At 41.3% G+C, this 17234-nt stretch carries 16 protein-coding genes; 6 read left to right on the forward strand and 10 right to left on the reverse strand.

Going from position 1 to position 17234, the window contains the following annotated elements; translation table 11 throughout:
* Nucleotides 1-148 precede the first annotated feature (148 nt).
* Nucleotides 149-559, forward strand: a complete 411-nt coding sequence (locus tag N667_RS0115750) for a hypothetical protein (RefSeq protein WP_084279260.1) — start codon at nucleotides 149-151, stop codon at nucleotides 557-559.
* A 388-nt stretch (nucleotides 560-947) separates the two neighbouring features.
* Here the strand turns inward: N667_RS0115750 and N667_RS0115760 are convergent, their stop codons facing one another.
* The 4 genes from N667_RS0115760 to glsA form a co-directional block, all read right to left on the reverse strand.
* The gene (locus N667_RS0115760; protein WP_027410445.1) at nucleotides 948-1142 is read right to left on the reverse strand and encodes a hypothetical protein; all 195 of its coding nucleotides are present in this window, start codon (nucleotides 1140-1142) and stop codon (nucleotides 948-950) included.
* A 321-nt stretch (nucleotides 1143-1463) separates the two neighbouring features.
* Nucleotides 1464-2999 (reverse strand): malate:quinone oxidoreductase, encoded by a 1536-nt coding sequence (locus tag N667_RS18865; RefSeq protein WP_051530075.1) that lies wholly within the window; start codon nucleotides 2997-2999, stop codon nucleotides 1464-1466.
* A 629-nt stretch (nucleotides 3000-3628) separates the two neighbouring features.
* A complete protein-coding gene (locus tag N667_RS0115770) occupies nucleotides 3629-4039 on the reverse strand; it encodes a hypothetical protein (protein WP_027410446.1) in 411 nt (136 codons plus the stop codon).
* A 12-nt stretch (nucleotides 4040-4051) separates the two neighbouring features.
* Entirely contained in the window at nucleotides 4052-4981 is a 930-nt protein-coding gene (glsA, locus tag N667_RS0115775; RefSeq protein WP_027410447.1) for a glutaminase A, read from the reverse strand.
* 211 nt (nucleotides 4982-5192) lie between these two features.
* On the opposite strand from glsA, the gene N667_RS0115780 reads away from it, so the two are divergent.
* The 4 genes from N667_RS0115780 (at nucleotide 5193) to N667_RS0115795 (ending at nucleotide 8067) form a co-directional block, all read left to right on the forward strand.
* Nucleotides 5193-5654 carry a hypothetical protein gene (locus N667_RS0115780; RefSeq protein WP_027410448.1) on the forward strand — a complete coding sequence of 154 codons (462 nt, stop codon included), beginning with the start codon at nucleotides 5193-5195 and terminating at the stop codon, nucleotides 5652-5654.
* 826 nt (nucleotides 5655-6480) lie between these two features.
* On the forward strand, nucleotides 6481-6960 hold the full coding sequence (locus tag N667_RS0115785; protein WP_027410449.1) for a DUF2975 domain-containing protein: 480 nt from the start codon (nucleotides 6481-6483) through the stop codon (nucleotides 6958-6960).
* 10 nt (nucleotides 6961-6970) lie between these two features.
* Nucleotides 6971-7195: a helix-turn-helix domain-containing protein gene (locus tag N667_RS0115790; RefSeq protein WP_027410450.1), complete on the forward strand. Its 225-nt coding sequence runs from the start codon at nucleotides 6971-6973 to the stop codon at nucleotides 7193-7195.
* Between the two features lie 83 nt (nucleotides 7196-7278).
* On the forward strand, nucleotides 7279-8067 hold the full coding sequence (locus N667_RS0115795) for a DUF817 domain-containing protein (protein WP_027410451.1): 789 nt from the start codon (nucleotides 7279-7281) through the stop codon (nucleotides 8065-8067).
* A 136-nt stretch (nucleotides 8068-8203) separates the two neighbouring features.
* Here the strand turns inward: N667_RS0115795 and N667_RS0115800 are convergent, their stop codons facing one another.
* The 5 genes from N667_RS0115800 to N667_RS0115825 all read right to left on the reverse strand — a co-directional run bounded on the left by N667_RS0115800 (nucleotide 8204) and on the right by N667_RS0115825 (nucleotide 12287).
* The gene (locus N667_RS0115800) at nucleotides 8204-8725 is read right to left on the reverse strand and encodes a hypothetical protein (RefSeq protein ID WP_027410452.1); all 522 of its coding nucleotides are present in this window, start codon (nucleotides 8723-8725) and stop codon (nucleotides 8204-8206) included.
* A 205-nt stretch (nucleotides 8726-8930) separates the two neighbouring features.
* Nucleotides 8931-9206: a hypothetical protein gene (locus N667_RS20260; RefSeq protein ID WP_232223986.1), complete on the reverse strand. Its 276-nt coding sequence runs from the start codon at nucleotides 9204-9206 to the stop codon at nucleotides 8931-8933.
* A 564-nt stretch (nucleotides 9207-9770) separates the two neighbouring features.
* A complete protein-coding gene (locus tag N667_RS0115815; RefSeq protein WP_035099135.1) occupies nucleotides 9771-10064 on the reverse strand; it encodes a hypothetical protein in 294 nt (97 codons plus the stop codon).
* 12 nt (nucleotides 10065-10076) lie between these two features.
* Nucleotides 10077-11321, reverse strand: a complete 1245-nt coding sequence (locus N667_RS20265; protein WP_156936151.1) for a pre-toxin TG domain-containing protein — start codon at nucleotides 11319-11321, stop codon at nucleotides 10077-10079.
* A gap of 552 nt (nucleotides 11322-11873) precedes the next feature.
* Nucleotides 11874-12287 (reverse strand): MerR family transcriptional regulator, encoded by a 414-nt coding sequence (locus N667_RS0115825; RefSeq protein WP_027410454.1) that lies wholly within the window; start codon nucleotides 12285-12287, stop codon nucleotides 11874-11876.
* A 98-nt stretch (nucleotides 12288-12385) separates the two neighbouring features.
* On the opposite strand from N667_RS0115825, the gene N667_RS0115830 reads away from it, so the two are divergent.
* Complete coding sequence (locus N667_RS0115830; protein ID WP_027410455.1) at nucleotides 12386-13303, forward strand: aldo/keto reductase family oxidoreductase; 918 nt, start codon at nucleotides 12386-12388, stop codon at nucleotides 13301-13303.
* A 348-nt stretch (nucleotides 13304-13651) separates the two neighbouring features.
* Here the strand turns inward: N667_RS0115830 and N667_RS0115835 are convergent, their stop codons facing one another.
* Nucleotides 13652-17194 carry a hypothetical protein gene (locus N667_RS0115835; protein WP_027410456.1) on the reverse strand — a complete coding sequence of 1181 codons (3543 nt, stop codon included), beginning with the start codon at nucleotides 17192-17194 and terminating at the stop codon, nucleotides 13652-13654.
* Nucleotides 17195-17234: the final 40 nt, after the last annotated feature.

A 17234-nucleotide genomic window follows, 5' to 3' on the forward strand; every position in this document is an offset into this window, starting at 1 on the left:
TTGAGCACATCTATTTTACCCAAGGAGTCCGGTTCATGTCTCCTTTTTTGTTTGGTTGTCAATTTATGTTAGTGAATTTGCTCATCTACAGTTATGTATATTGATTATCTCCATTCTTAGTGGCTGTTCGGCATTAGCTGATCATAATTTGCAGTGGTTCAAGACAGAGAATGAGGCCATTAATGATGGCATAGAAAAAGAAGAGATTAAAAAGGAAGACCTCTTAGAGAAAACGACCGTAAACGGAGAGACGATTGTCTTATTTCAAAAGAATGTAGAGAATGGACTCGCCGTTGGAGCTGCCACGATCAGTAAAGAAAATCATCAATTTGCTTGGTACCGTTCCAATCCATACACCGTAATTCAAAAAAACAATAGCCCCAAATACCATACCCAAGTGAGTTGGAACATCCGTGCAAAATCAGGAAAGGAATTCACGGTGTATAGCGGAACAACCAACACCTCTAATATTCGCATCACAACACCCCATGGTGACGTTACACCGAAAATTCATAAAGAGGCGGGGATCTACTTTTATATTGAGAATGCAAAAAAATAGAATTATTATCTTTGGTAACTATTCAGGTTATTTCCGATAAGAAAAAAACAGTTAAAATTCACACATTGAACAATACAATCAAATTCGTTTCAGTTTACATCGTCCCCCATAATTTTTGATGCTTGACAACTCTTTTAACCGATCAAGTTTTTTCGTGTTTCTCTGTATCGCAGTCTCATTTGGAACGTCTTTCGTTTCCCCCCTTACCACCGTTTGTATGTTGATTTCCATAATAAGGAAGATAACTCCAACAAAGTTTATTCCCCCTTTTGTTAATCAACACAGGGGGGCTGCCGTCAATAAGAGGTTACTATGCACCCAAGCTTCCTCCAGTCAACACGCGCTCACGGGCTAACAACTTCGGCACTGGCAAAACCTTTTACGAACACTACAACGCAACGAACGCGTACCAAAGCAATCCTGCGAGAAGTCCTACAATAACAACAACATAAATCATAGTCAAGTTCTTGATATTCCGTTTAATCGACTTTCCGTAATTTGTCTCCACCGTTCTTGCTGCTAATATCGTTCCTAAGAGTGAGGCGACTCCTACAATGACGACAAGAATCATGGCAATTTTCATCGGTTATCTCCTTTCTCAAACACTATCTTCTTCCACCTTCATTTTAAAGTATTTTAACCATTTACAGGGAGGGATCTCGTTCTCGGCAATGGATCGTCGAATCACTTCTTTCGCTATTGCTGTTTACAGACACACTTCCACAGAGAACACATGCGGATCCATTAGGAAAACGAGTAGCGTGAACTTCTCCATTCTGAAAATATAAGGAGTTTGTTTTGGTTTGCGTGGCTTTAAATAACTTTTTTAATTTTGATGAAGAAAGGACCGGCTCAACATCGCCTTTGATCGATACTGAGCCAGTCCCTTACCAATGATCATATTCTATACATTCGCTGTTACTAGTGATGCTCCGTCGGTTGCCTTTGACGCTGAACTTTCGTTTAAACCGAGCGCCCGGGCTGTTGAAGCTTGAATTTCGCGCAGAAGCCCTGGATTTTTCATTAGCGACACGCCGTAAGAAGGAATCATTTCCTTAATTTTCGGTTCCCATTCTTTCATATGCTCAGGGAAGCATTTTGTGAGCACTTCAAGCATGACATGGACGGCGGTGGAAGCACCCGGAGAAGCGCCGAGCAATGCCGCGATCGAACCATCAGCCGCACTCACTACTTCTGTACCAAATTGCAGCGTTCCTTTGCCGCCAGCTTCCGTATCTTTGATCACTTGCACACGTTGGCCCGCCACGATTAAATCCCAATCCTCGCTTTTGGCGGTCGGGACAAATTCCCGCAGCTCTTCCATGCGCTGTTCTTTCGATAACATCACTTGCTCGATCAAGTATTTAGTCAATGCCATATTTTTGGCCCCCGCCGCCAACATCGTTAAAAGATTATGCGGTTTAACGGAAGTGATCAAATCGAACATCGAGCCGTTTTTCAAAAACTTTGGCGAAAAGCCGGCAAATGGTCCAAACAGCAACGATTTTTTATTGTCGATATACCGCGTGTCAAGATGCGGAACCGACATTGGCGGTGCGCCAACCTTCGCTTTACCATACACTTTTGCATGGTGCTGTTCAACCACCTCTGGATTGTTGCACACCATAAATATTCCGCTTACCGGGAATCCTCCGATGCCTCTTCCTTCAGGAATGCCGGATTTTTGCAATAAATGCAGACTTCCTCCACCGGCACCTAAAAAGACGAATTTGGCAACGTGGCGCTCAACAGCGCCGCTGTCGAGATTGCGCACTTTCAATTCCCATGAGCCGTCGCTCGTGCGTTTTATATCATCAACGTGATGTCTGTATCTGATATCAACATTTTTGTTCTTTAGGTGGTCAAACAACATGCGCGTTAAAGCGCCGAAGTTGACATCCGTTCCCGATTCGATTCTCGTTGCTGCGATCGGTTCATTCACTGTCCGATCTTTCATAATAAGCGGAACCCATTCCCGCAATTTTTCCGGATCATCGGAAAATTCCATTCCCTCAAATAGCGGGTTGTTCACCAGCGCTTCAAAACGTTTCTTTAAAAACTTTACATTTTGTTCCCCTTGTACTAAACTCATATGGGGCAATGGCATAATAAAATCTTTTGGATTATTGATCAATTGGCTGTTTACAAGATAAGACCAAAACTGCAATGAAACTTGAAACTGTTCATTAATTTTTATAGCTTTGCTTACATCTACAGATCCATCTGGTTTTTCGACCGTGTAATTCAGCTCGCACAGTGCCGCATGCCCCGTTCCGGCATTGTTCCATTCGTTGGAGCTTTCCTCCCCTGCGTTTGCGAGCCTTTCAAACACTGTAATCTCCCATTCCGGTGCTAATTCTTTTAGCAGTGTCCCTAAAGTGGCGCTCATAATTCCAGCGCCAATTAAGATAACATCTGTTCTAGTTTGTTTGCTGCTCATTTTTACCATCCTTATACCCTAGATTTGCTGAAAATGTGTAAGCGCTACAGCAAGCCAGGTCGCGCCTAGCTGCACACCTTTTCTAGATTAATTATAACCTAATTATATTATAGTATAGCACTATTATTTAATAAATTAAAAATATGTTCTATTATATTACAGTTATAGAATCAAATTCTTTGCTATACAGTAGTTGGTTGCTTCCATAACGCGAACCAACCGCAGCTTCTTATACTGATTTTACAAAATAGTTGGATATTTTGTCAGCATTCCTTACAAAAAAACACTAGAATTTTTTGTTCCTACAGACATGAGCCTCTCTATCTACACGTCGTTATGAGGCGGGAGACTTCTCGGTGGATATGCTCAATTAATTTTATTCTACATGATCCATTTTCGTGATTAATACAGTTCACCCCAATACCTTCCAACGAGGAAAAGCCGAACTTTAAACATCTACTGTATAAGTAAGCAGGTACCGTTCATTTAAGAGAATAAGTATACAATGTCGACGACTGTCAAAAGAAAAACAACATAGAAAAATTCTCTTCATAAACGAAGCACATGCTACATAAAAAGAGCTGTTCGCAAAAAGTCTTTTGACTGACTTTTTGGAACAGCTTCTTCTCTTACACTTCCACCGTCTTCCCTTCCTCGACGATATGATAAAGCAGGTGGACCAAATGGTGAACCGGACCGTATGATTCCTCTTCATCGCCTTCTCTGGCCATCTCTTCCTCGTCGGCGAATTCAAGATCATTTAAATACAGTGCCATAAATTCATAAAAGTCTTTTAGCTCAAAGCTGTAGCACGCGCTCGCTTCTTCTTGGTCTTCTTCGTATTGAAGCATCAAATATGATACGTTTCCTTTTGTATCTTCGGCATCAAAAAAGACAAAATAACCGATGTTCGTATCCAAGTCGAATAAATGCCGCGTCCCGCCTTCGGTTACCTCATTGAACTCGTCTTCGTTCAACTTGCCGACTTTCATCGCCTCTACATCATCTTCACGATGAAACTTGATCGTAAATGTTTTCATGTTCGTCTCCTCCTAAAAAATACTTAGTGAATAGGTTTTCGCCAAGAGCTCAAGCAATTTAATGCCCGTCAAGCTATTTCCTTTGTCGTCGAGCGCTGGGCCGAAAATGCCGATGCCGCACCGTTTCGGAACAGCGGCGAGAATGCCGCCGGAGACGCCGCTTTTCGCTGGAATGCCGATTTTAATCGCAAATTCCCCTGAAGCGTTGTACATGCCGCACGTGACCATAAATGTTTTGCAGATCCTAGCGACATCAGACGGCATAAGCAGTTCGCCCGAATGCGGGTCGCGCCCGTCAAGCGCCAATACAAGGCCGATATGCGCCAAATCGATGCACGTCATCTCAATGGCACACTGCTTCGTGTACAGGTCCATCAGCTCTTCGACATCTTCGTCGATAATGCCGTGCTGCTTTAGGAAATAACAAAGCGAACGGTTTAAAAACGCCGTCTCAAACTCGGATTGCGCCACTTCCTCTGAATACGAAATGTATTCGTTTCCAGCCAAGCGACGCACGAACGAAAGCAGCCGCTTAAGCCGCTCCTCTACTGAACTGCCGCGAATCATATGCGTCACCGCCAATGCCCCGGCGTTAATCATCGGATTGAGCGGCTTGGCCGGCTGCATCTCTTCCAGCTTGGCGATCGAATTAAACGGGTCTCCCGTCGGCTCCATGCCGACTTTATGGAACACCTCACCTTCGCCGCGGTCGATCAAAACGAGCGCAAGCGCAATAATTTTAGAAATGCTTTGCAGCGTCACTTTAACGGTTACATCGCCGGCGTCAATCACTTGGCCATCCGGCGTATAGACGGCGATCGACAGTTCATTCGGATTCGCTTTTCCGAGCGCGGGAATATAATCGGCCACCTTGCCGTAGCGGGCATACCGTTTCGCTTCTTCGACAAAGCGGACCAGCTCTTCTTTTTTATACACAAGCATCACCGCTTGTTAGTATCGCCCGTTTTTTCGGTATATATGACCATTAGGCCATTTAGATAATTTTACAATAAATCCCATCAAAACTAAAACTTCTTCCGCATGTCGCTGGCATTTCATCATAAAAAATGTTCGGATATTAAACGGAAATTTGGACAATTTATTATTGGACCTCATCAGGTCTTAACGAAATAAAAAAGCTGGAGGGGTAACTATGGATAGCCACACTAAGAAAAAAATTGAGCAAGAAGTTAAAAAAACAGTCGATGCTGAAATCGCTGAAGAATTTAGCGATCTTAGACAGCAACTAAATCAACTTCAAAGTTCCTTAAGCAGCCTACAACATGGACAACAGCAAACAACTCAACAACAAGGGCAAATGGGACAACAAAACAATCAATTAATGCAGCAAATCCAACAATTCTCTAGCCAAGCGCAACAACAATTACAACAAAGCAGCCAACAATTGCAGCAAGGCATCCAACAAGCAATCCAATCTTTAAACCAATGCCTGCAATACGCGCAAGCGACACAAACATTGAACCAAATCAACCAAGTCATTGGCCAAGTACAACAACAATTTAGCCAAATGGCCCAACAAGGACAAAGACAACAAGGACAAATGGGTCAAATGGGACAGCAAGGACAAATGGGACAACAAACTCAACTCCAATAAACATAACCCTTATAAAGCGAAACAACCCCTGTCAAGCAGACAGAACAACAGCCTAAGTCCGTATCAATAGAGGACTTAGGCTGTTTAATTTTGCAGGCGATGATGATTGTACGGGAAAACGGTCCCCTACACTTTCTCGGCAGTACAAAAGAACATCGTTGAAAACGCCCAACCTTAACACAACATCAAAATTTTGTGTAAGTCATTTTGCTAGACCACAAGAAAAAGATAAATGATTCTCTGATCGAACTAATGGACTAGAACGTATGATTCGGGAGTTTGTGAAAGAAAAACTGGAACTGATTATGTAAGAAGAGGTCAGGCGGTTCTTCGAAAGCAAACAGGCGGGAGTCTCGAATATGAGAAGCAGCTGCTACCCACGAAATCTCGCTATCCAATATGAACGTATTGAAGAGTGTTAATACCAAGAGATCGAAACGGAGATTTTCAAAAGCGGTTTAAGTTTATTACGGCAAAAACACCTTCAAGATCCGGAGGAGAAAAATGCCATCTAAAAAAGGCGACGCGCTACAAAGCCAGGGGTAGCATATGAATTCGTGCATCGGCACAGAAAGGTATTTCGATTAGCAAAGACGCGTGAGGTGCTAGATGTTTCAAGAAGCGGCTACTATGCATGGACAAGTTGGGAGAGAGTTGAAAAGTGAATCACTTACAGCTATCCAGCATTCCCTGCAACGAGGAATGTTTTTTATTTTTATCTAAATTAAAAACAACAAAAATTTAATTAAAATCGATAATAATTTATTGAAAAACGATAAAAAATAAATTAAAATCAAATCAACAATCCGTAAGTGAGGTGCTTTTGATGAAACGAGAAACACTCTTTTTAAAGATCACTGTTATTCTTATGGGAGTCCCCGTTCTTGCTTTGTGCATCTTTTTAGTACCTGCGCTAGGGAATGTGGCAGCCAAACTGCTTCCAGAGTTTGCTTCTATTAAATATCTCGTTTCCCTCGTGTTTTATGCGGCGGCGATCCCTTTTTACTTTGCTTTGTATCAGGCTTTCAAACTGTTACGCTATATTGACAAAAATGAAGCGTTCTCCGAGTTATCTGTCATCGCTTTGAAAAAAATTAAATATTGTGCCGTCACCATCAGCAGTTTGCATGTGCTCGTCTTACCCCTTTTCTATCTCTTTGCGGAGAAAGACGACGCCCCCGGTGTCATCTTTGTCGGATTGGTTGTTCCTTTTGCTTCGCTGGTCATTGCCGTTTTTGCGGCTGTTCTGCAAAAGCTGTTAAAAACGGCGATCGATATCAAATCAGAAAATGATTTAACGATCTGAGGTGGACAACATGCCAATTATAATCAATCTTGATGTAATGCTGGCGAAAAGGAAAATGAGCGTGACAGAACTTTCGGAGAAAGTCGGAATCACCATGGCGAATCTCTCGATATTGAAGAACGGGAAGGCAAAAGCGATTCGCTTCTCCACTTTGGAAGCGATTTGCAAGGCGCTAGATTGCCAGCCGGGGGATATTTTAGAATACCGAAGCGATGAAGACAGCGAGGATTTATAAATCAAACAGACGGCGGTGAGCTTATGGACATACTCCTCAATCTAATAAGCAGAACGTGCAAACAACCTTTAGGGGCCACAATCGTGAGAGCGCTAAAACAACTCGTCCATTTCGGCTGGGAACAGGCCCTGTCATGTTTGTTTCCTGTCGTAATTTTTACCGCTTTGGCTTTTACAAAAATGGTGCCACTTCCCTTCCTCCCACGGTATGACTGGTTGCTTATCATCTGCCTTCTTATGCAGTGGTGGATGGTGCGCTCCGGCCTTGAAACGCGAGATGAGCTAAAGGTGATCACATTGTTCCACCTAATTGGGCTGGCTCTTGAACTTTTCAAGGTGCATATGGGCTCCTGGTCTTATCCCGAGGAAGGGTATTTCAAAATTTTCGGGGTGCCTTTGTATAGCGGATTCATGTACGCCAGTGTGGCGAGCTATCTTTGCCAGGCATGGAGACGGTTGAAGGTGGAGCTCGTGAAGTGGCCGCCGTTTTTGGTCGTGGTATCTCTTGCAGCAGCGATTTACTTGAATTTTTTCACCCACCATTATTGGGTTGACGTTCGTTGGTGGTTATCTGGACTTGTTATGATCGTCTTTTGGCGGTCATGGGTCCTATACGAGGTGAATGGGACTCGCTACCGTATGCCGGTTGCCCTTTCTTTTGTGCTCATCGGATTTTTTATATGGATCGCCGAAAATATTGCCACGTTCTTTGGAGCTTGGCAATATCCCGACCAAATCGAGGCATGGAGTCCCGTTCATCTCGGAAAGGTGAGCTCATGGTTCTTGTTAGTGATTGTTAGCTTTCTCATCGTAGCGACATTGAAGCAGGTGAAGGGAAAAAATCAAATAAAGGAACGAAATGAAAAACCTTGAAAGGCGCGCTGCCGTTCAAGGTTTTTTATCTTCATCTCCAATTTTATTTCCCCGTCTTCATGCATAGTCGGTAATTGAAACGTTCCCGCCTACACTCCGGTTAGAGGGGGAGACTTTCCGGTGGATTATGTTAAAGTTATTGTACAGGGAACTTTCTCAATGAAGCAATTTTATTAATTTCATATTGATAATTACATTTCTCTTTAAAATAATCTTCCATGACTTTGAAAAATTCCTCTGCTCCGTTTAATAGTGTTCGAATTAGTTCGTTTTTGGGAAGTACGGCTTTAATACGGTCATTAGCTTCCATTTCATATAACACTAAATCTTGAGATATGGATTTTAGCCGTAACTTAACAGGTTGATCAGGAAAGTATGTTTCTCCTTCCCCATTATTTAACAAATCTTCAATAGCATTTAAAATGTATGCCCATAATTGGTCTACTAAATCCCAGTGAGTCACATCAAGCAACGTTTGCTCACCATACTTTAATATGATACCTCCATCCAAATAGTCAAAATCCAATAAATTTTCGAGATTCAATATCTCATTAGTATTCCTAATCTCGACAAAATAATCTTCGATACTAGCTTTTACAAGCGATAGGTCATTAATTTTTCTGTCTGGTCTACTAATAAAAGTGTTTACGTAAAACAATTTACTCACCTACTTTTCAGGACAAACTCCGGCATACACCGACTGCCGTCCAACGATAGAAACGCTTTCCACTAACTCGTCCCATTACTTCTTGAATAATCAGGCGATTTCAGGAAGGGACTGTTTTCGGCAAAGAATATGCTGTTTGTATCTCTAGCAGCTCGTCGAGCACTGCATCACTAATAGAAAACCCTCAAAAGAGAATTTATATTCCCCTTTTGAGGGGTGATTCAATGATATTTTTCTTTAACCCTATTCTTACTTCACCATCGTGAAATATCTCAATAACATATCCTGAATGTGGTGAAAATATCCATGTATCAAAACTTACAGCAGTAACATCATCTATAACTTCAAACACTTTATTTAACTCAGATTGAACTATAGGTAATGTCCCTTCATCCCAAATAACATATATAACTTTGCTGTATTCTTCAAGGTTTTGGTTCAAGAAGGAGATGATCTCAGCAACTGTATTCACTTTAACATGGCAAGTCACTTTCTCCCATTCAATACGCCCCCACTACGCAAATGGAAAAGAATTCTCAAAATCTCTTAGTATTTGCTCTTTCTGATCATCAGATAAGATTTGTACATTCTCACCTAGCGCCTCAATGCACTCATTAAATAAACTCATTAAAATTACCCCTTATTTATTCAAATGCTTTAATAAGAGTTTAAAGGGGATTTCGTTACAAACAGAATAACGATTTTTCCATCATTAGCCCCTTTGTCATTGCGAAAACCTTTGATGTTTATATGCGGTCCCCTGATTTCGATCATAATCTAATCTCCATTTTACTTTTCTGTTAGCAGATTGCCTACCAATGACTTTACCATGTCCAGCACTCGACTTAAGAGTTCCTATATACGGCTTTGAATTTGTCCCTAAATCCCTAAGGTCTAGTACTTTATTTCTAGCTTGTTCATATGTCTTGATTTTACCTAATGTTTGTTCCCCTTTATCTGATATAATTTTATGAGTATTCTAAATATTCATTTTGTAAAAAGGGTGGCAGAAGTAAAACTACCACCCAATAGCACTTTAATTCGTTCTTTGTTGTAACATTATTTCTAGTTTATCTAGCTCAATTACTAGTGGTTCATCGTAACTCTCAATTAAGTTGGTATCAAAATATGCCCTTAAAGCCCCTCTTAGGTTGGAATATTTCCTTAAGTCATTAATATCATCGATATCATTTACAGTTTCTAATAGTTTTTGCAACCTATCTAATAATGTGTCTAAAAATTTATGTTCCCTCTTATTCTTTTTTTGGTTAACTAAGTCCATAACTTTTTGTATCTGAATCTTAATATTATTCATTTCCTCATTTTGCATAATAAAGTCCTCCTATTTCGAAGGTATTCGTCTAATTTCCTTTATCCATTCTAAGGGATAGTTTAAAGGTAATAAAATTTGGTCAGCATCTCCTTTTAGAATACTACCGGTTTTAGTCATTTGTTGTTCAGCCCTACCAATGTTTAATATAGTTCCCTTTGGAACCTCAATTACTGCTTCATAGTTCCTCGTATTTTTCCATTCTGGGAGTAAAGCTAAGTCAATTTTAGTGTGTATCCGATTTACAGCTGGAGAAGTTGTAGCAAACGTTCCACCTGCATCTGCATGGCCACCAAATGCTCTATATACTGTAATATTCTCTTTTGTAATCACTGTTCTATAATTTGAATCTTTAAACGTAGCAGCAATAGTCTGAGGCAAAGGCATTTTTTCAATCTCCTCTACCTGATTATCAATACGGGTTGAATAAAACTTTACGTTTTTAATTGCATTTTTCCCTGTATCCTTAATGGAAGAATTACTTGACTTGGGTATACTATCAATGGCCTCTCCTTCGATTTTCTTCATCATATGGAGAGTGGCATCTTTGACTTCATTCCTTGCTTCATTCATCCACACTCTAGACGTTGGACCAACTCCCACATACACTGGCTTCCATCCAACGACAGAGACACTCTCCACTAAATCATCCCATTGCTTCTTGAATAGGCGAGCTGTTTCCGCAAACGGCGCTTTGACGACTTGCCGATAAATCGTTTCGAAGATCACCTTTATTTTATCATAGCGCACCACATGTTTCATTTTAGATAGGATAGATGCCGCCTCCATCGCTTTGGCGCCCTTGATTGCCACTTTTCTCGCCATTCCGGCCCCTTTAGCGGGAGGAAAGATCGACGCAAGCAGCATTCCTCCTGCCAGCAAACGGTCCCCTAAAGAAAGGCGCTCGCCGGTAATCGGATCGTACTCGCCAAACACGCGCTGCACATCGTACCAGCCGAGGAGCTCTAAGCCAAATTCTTTCATGTTGTCGGCCAGCGTCTGGTCCGCTTGGCGCATCGCTGCGGCGGTGCGATACAACAGTTCTTCAGCTTCGTTCAGTTTGTCTTCATAACGTCGCAGCCAATGAACGAGTTCGTCCCGCAGCGCTTCAATGGCAGGCGTGCTGACGCCAGGGAGGTCCATGGCAAGAGAAGAAAGCTCCCTCGACAGCGTCGTCCGCGCCCTTTCGCACGCGTCTTCTGCATCAGGAATGTGCTTCGCGACTGTTTCCAATTCATCAGGTTTCAGCCGAATCATCGCCCGCACTGCTCCCTTATCGTTACAATGTCCCGGTTCGTTCGGCCAACCTGTCCATCCGGAAGCACCTCTATCCCCCAGTTTCTCGTATGCACCTCGTCCGACACGCTCGACATTTTGATTCACTCCTCCATTTCGTCTCTTTATAAATGGTAACATAAGTAAAAATAGTATAAATTATGATTTTTATACCATTTTTTCATGAGATGATTAGTGATATTTACCTATTTTTTACATAAAAAATCATACAAAAGACTGTTACCATTTGCTGTATGAACTGAAACTAGTGAATAATCATTCCTTGGGAGGAGCAAATGCGAGCACATAACGTTACCGACAATAAGTGGACAAGCGATATAAAGCGGCTTGCTTATGTTGGAAAATCAATCTGTACTTCTATACATCTCTCATTTCTACTGGGGATGTAGTAATCAACCCTCTAAACGGTCTTCAATTTTTCTAAATATCTGACATCCTATCATTATTCTCACAGACGATAAGCGTTTCTATTGACGCATAGTCCTTACTCTAATATCGAATACTCAAGCACCATTACAATTTAAACGGACTCGGATATTTTCTTTTTTTCAATTCCGCTTCGGTTCCCGCTTTGCAGGCAGCTTCATAATAATCGGCCTTGAAATTGATATGTTCGAGGTGTTTTTGCAGTTTTGCGATTTTTAATTCCACATTCTTCTTATGAGCGAGAACCATTTGCTTTCTCTCTTCTAATGTACAGTCCCCCAATGCGCAAAGAGCGACAAATTTTTTAATATCCTTAATCGACATGCCGGTGTCTTTTAGGCACGTAATCACCGCAATCCATTCGAGGTCATCTTCCGTATACACTCGGGCGCCTGATGGATTTCTTTGTATTTTCGGCAATAATTGTTCAGTCTCATAGTATCGTAGTGTCGATGATGGCAATCCTGTTATCTTGGAAACTTCTTTGATTGTGTAATGCATAAAAAATCCTCCGTGAAAGTATTGTCTTAAAGTATACTTTAAGGATTAAAGTGATTATATCAAAGTCCATACATATTCAAACAGAGGAGGATGCGATGATGAAACAAATTGATCTTGGCAAATCGGGATTTCAAGCTTCCGAGATTGTATTAGGCTGCATGAGAATTGGCAACATGAATGTGCAGGAGCTATCCAGCTACATCGATCATGCGTTGGAAGAAGGAATTACCCTTTTTGACCATGCAGACATTTATGGGAAAGGATACTGCGAAGAACTTTTTGGCCAAGTGTTAGCTTCAAGACCTGGACTTCGTGACAACATACAAATTCAAAGCAAATGCTCGATTCGAGATGGCTATTACGACCTTTCGAAAGAGCATATTCTCACATCGGTCGATGGAATGTTGCGGCGGTTGCGGACGGATTATTTAGATTTGTTGATTCTGCATAGGCCGGATACATTAATGGAACCGGAAGAAGTGGCCGAGGCGTTTGATGTTTTGCAAGCAAGCGGCAAAGTTCACCATTTTGGCGTCAGCAACTTCAACAGCATGCAAATAGAGCTATTGAAATCATGCGTGAAACAGCCGCTTCTTGTAAATCAACTGCAATTCAGCATTATGCATTCCGGCATGGTAAACAGCGGCATTCAAGCCAATACATTATTTGAAGGGTCCATCGACCGCGACGGCAGCATCCTCGAATATTGCCGACTAAAAAATATCACCATTCAAGCTTGGTCGCCATTCCAATACGGCTTCTTTGAAGGAGTTTTTATCGATAACGACCAATTTCCGGAATTAAACCGCGTATTAGCACGGATGGCAGAAGAAAAAGGCGTAAGCAAATCCGCCATTGCCGTTGCTTGGATTTTGCGACACCCTGCAAAAATGCAAACAATCGTCGGAACGACTAATGTGGAACGTTTAAAAGAGATTTGCAAAGCAAGCAAAGCAGAGTTAACAAGAGCGGAATGGTATGAAATCTATCGCGCAGCGGGCAATCGATTGCCGTAATGAGGATTGGGTTGGGGGTGGGGAAGCGGTAATGGGTGTGGTGGGAATTCTCATTTAGGAAAATAATCCATATAAAAGAAGGCTATGTACTAAATACGTAGCCTTCTGTTTTGATGATATGATACTCCCTATTAACGCTATCATAGTGATTATTCGCAATGAAGCAGATAAAATTGTTTGGGTTAATAATTTCACCAATCTATCCTACTAATACCTTAGAACCCTGACATATGCAAAATAACCTCATTATACTTTAAATGATACCAATGTTTGTATATGCCGGTTTTTAATCTAAATCGTCAACTTAATAAAGTCCATCTCGTAGTTTCCTATAGATGGGCTCTTGAATCATAAATCTTCCCCTTGGTGCTCCATAACCACTCTTTCTGCCTCCTGTTCATAAAACTCCGCCAGTTTTCTAAGATCTGCGGCAAGTCGGTAATACCCCGCATTCTCTATACTATCAGCTTTGTGCCTATAATTTGCGGCAAGTTCTCGTTCTTCCTTTCCTGTCGGATCTACCCAATATACTCCACGGGAATTAAGTAGTTGCATGCAAAAACCTTTTCTTAGGTCCTCCCCTTCCTTACTGTTCAAAGCCTCGGCTACCGTCCTATGGAGCCATAATCCATCGGGATCGGCTGGAGAATACGTAAGAACTTTTCCAACATGTTGCATCGCAACCTCAAAATGACCTGATTCTGTACAAGCTGCCTTAGTATGCTCTAACCACCAAGCGAAGTCTTCTTTTGAGAAGCTACCATCTGACTTCACTCCAGGAGGCGTTCGCCACATATCAAGTAATCGATACGCATTTAAAGCCATAGACTTTTGTTGTTCTGTCGGTTCTATATGATTACGATTAGTCTCCTTTTTTGATCGATAAATAAGAGCAATGATTTCACAAAAAAATTGCGGATTGAGTGATAGTTTTTCTTCAAGTGTCCTTGGTGGAACTTCATCCCTTGAATCTAAAATCGGCAAATACACCCATTCGACTTTGCAAAGATCATCTTTGTTAGTCTCAGGATCATTTTGTAACGCTTTGATCATCTCAATAATTTCGTATCTGCTTGTGGAATACAAAGGTTCAGTCGAAGAAATAGCCTCTAAAAGCGCCTGTATGGCTAATTTTTGATTCAAAGGTTGCTTCTTTAGAATACCCCCATAATGTAAACAGTCGATAGCTGCTAGAGGTCTTCTATACTTGATTAATTTTCGTACGGCCATTTCAAGATGATCATCTGCTTGGTGGGGATTTACATTTACCTTGCTCCAATATTCAATCTCATGATTACCAAGTAATGCATTTGCACGATTCCATGTCTCGATGGTAAAAGGAAGGTACGAAAGAAAACAACCTATTTGAACATGTGTCCAATTTGTATAATCTAGCTTATCAACCCATGCCCATCCTTGTTTTGATTGTCGCTGCCAAACATATCCACACACGAACTGGACCAGATACAGATCATCGCTATCCAAGACATTTGGCAGAATGAGTGAATCGATTTCCGTTCCCGTGATGCTACCAAGAGTTTTTCCTACTTTTAGCGGTGATTCTACCTTTTTCACAAGCTCATATACCGCATCTATTCCACCGTATTCTAGTACATCTTTTATTGCCTGTTGACGTTGTTTTTCAACATCTGATTCTTGGCCCTTTCTTCTAAATATAATAAAATCCTGCTCGTTAAATAGCCAATGATACAAATCTATTGGATTCATTGGAGCAAGTAGCTCAGCGACATTTTCAATTTGAGAAACCAAGTCGGGACTAAGCGCCCAATCCTTATCGCTAAAAGCTTTATGTCTTTGAGCGAACTTGACTAGTGCTGTCCAAATATGGGTCCTATCATTTTCAGATATGTTATCTATAATGTCTTTGGACGAAAGATACTCTAATACTTTATTAAAAGAGAACGGCGGAAGATGATCAAGGTGTTCGATAAGTTCACCCCATTTAGAAGGATCGCTTTTAGCCATTTCAACAATAAAGTCCGCATAAATAGAAACTTGTTCCCAATATTCATCACGAGTCACTTTATTTTCTGAGTTCTCCGGAATGGTCTTACGCCAAAGAGGCTTATGAGAGCCTACAGACGTTGTGCGTTGGTTCGGAAGCAAGTTTAACAATAATCTCCATGCAATATCAGGAATTTCTTGCTGAAGTATTTGAAGCGCTACCTTTCTCTTCTCAATCGATGCAGTTGTTTGCGGAAGCCAAGGCAAAAAAATAGTTGTCAACGAATTTATAGGGCGATTTGCATACGTGCCACCAAGGTCACGGGATGCGAGCTCACCTAAAATGACAGAAGTTCGAACTAAAAACTGCTCATCCCAAGCGAGTGTTTCCAATGCCCAAAGCAATCCCGTCATATAATTGCCGCCCGTAATTCCGTTTCCCTCTTGTAAGAAAAGTTCATCGAATGGACAAGGAGTTTGTCGTAATGCGTTCTCAACACCCTCTAAAAATTCATCGGGTGCCGCTTCTGCAAGCAATGGAAGCAAATCGTTCAAGCTTCCCCAAAGCACCCAATCTGCCTCCTGTAGGATTTCTCTGACTACTGTTGCTGCAACGGCAGCCGCTTTACCTAAGGAACAGTTAGACAAATTATCTGCATGAGTTCCAAGAAGCGCAAGCGTCTCTGCGATTCCCTTTCTTAAAGAATCTGAATGCTTCAGTACTTTATTGTAAATGTTCGCAGCAAACCGATTTTCTGGCGGCAATTCAAACTTGGGGTGTCGCTCAGCAAGAACAGCCACAGCATATTGTTTAAAATTATCCAAATGGCGATCAAAAATTCGAGGGCCTAACTCCTCCCATAATTCCTGCCTCTTAGTAACATTCCATACCCTATTTTTTAAAACAATAGGAGCATTGGGCTCATGGATAATATCTTGAATCTTATTAATCCAGTCATGATACATCTCTCCAGTAAGGTTCGAAATGATTTTAAGATCTCCCTCAATCTTTTCGTTCCATGAACCAACAAGGTTCGCTAACGCTAAGGATGACGCATATTCAAATCGCCCCCATCCTTTCTCTCTAGCTGGAAACACAGCGGGCGCCAAGAAATTATTAGGAATCATTCTTGGAATCGGCTTTTGAAATAATATACGAATATCATCAGGGATACAGTCGATTGTTACAAAACCAGCATTTTCGTTTTTCCATTCCACCAAATTCACAATCCTTGCCCAAATATCTTGAACACGGTCTGCTGAATACTGTCCTATTAGAGAATGCAACAACGAGAGTGTTACCCCTTCAATATCGAGATCATAGATAAGTAAATGAAAACTTTTCAAAAATCTCCATAACTGCTCGTCTGTAACATCATTATGATTATTGGCAGATTTTAAATGGCTTCTAAAAACCTCGATCTTATCCCTTTGGTCTTCTCCTGAAAACTTAGAAAGCTTTACCCTCCGAATAAAATCCTCTCCACTTTCAGAATTTCGAGCCTGTCTAAGCAAATCACGAACACCGCGGGTATCTTTAGCGCTAATCGGCCCTGTAATAAGCGCTATAGCATCTGTCCCTTCAGTAAACAGACCTTTTTTATTGAAATCGCTCCAAGCCGCCTGCATAACCTCACCAAACTCACGACTTCCGCTAGTAATGTCAATAGAACGTTTAATTTGGCATAAAAGTTTTGCTTCTTTGGTAGTCTCTAGCTGTTTCGTGTAAACGATGAGATCATCAATATCAAAATTTTGATATTTCCCTTGAAACTTAATTTTGCAAATAGGCCATGTCGGCAAACAAGGGGCAAAACCGCCTGTAAGCATTAGAAGTACAAACGATGCCTGAACACGATTTTCAAAATGAATACCGAGCCCTCCAGTTGATGAAGGATTGCTAATTTGTTTCATGAGGTTGTCCATAACACAATCCCCCTTTAAAACTGTTATCTATTAGAATAAA

This window comes from Anoxybacillus tepidamans PS2 (genome assembly GCF_000620165.1).
Taxonomy (GTDB): Bacteria; Bacillota; Bacilli; order Bacillales; family Anoxybacillaceae; genus Anoxybacteroides; species Anoxybacteroides tepidamans_A.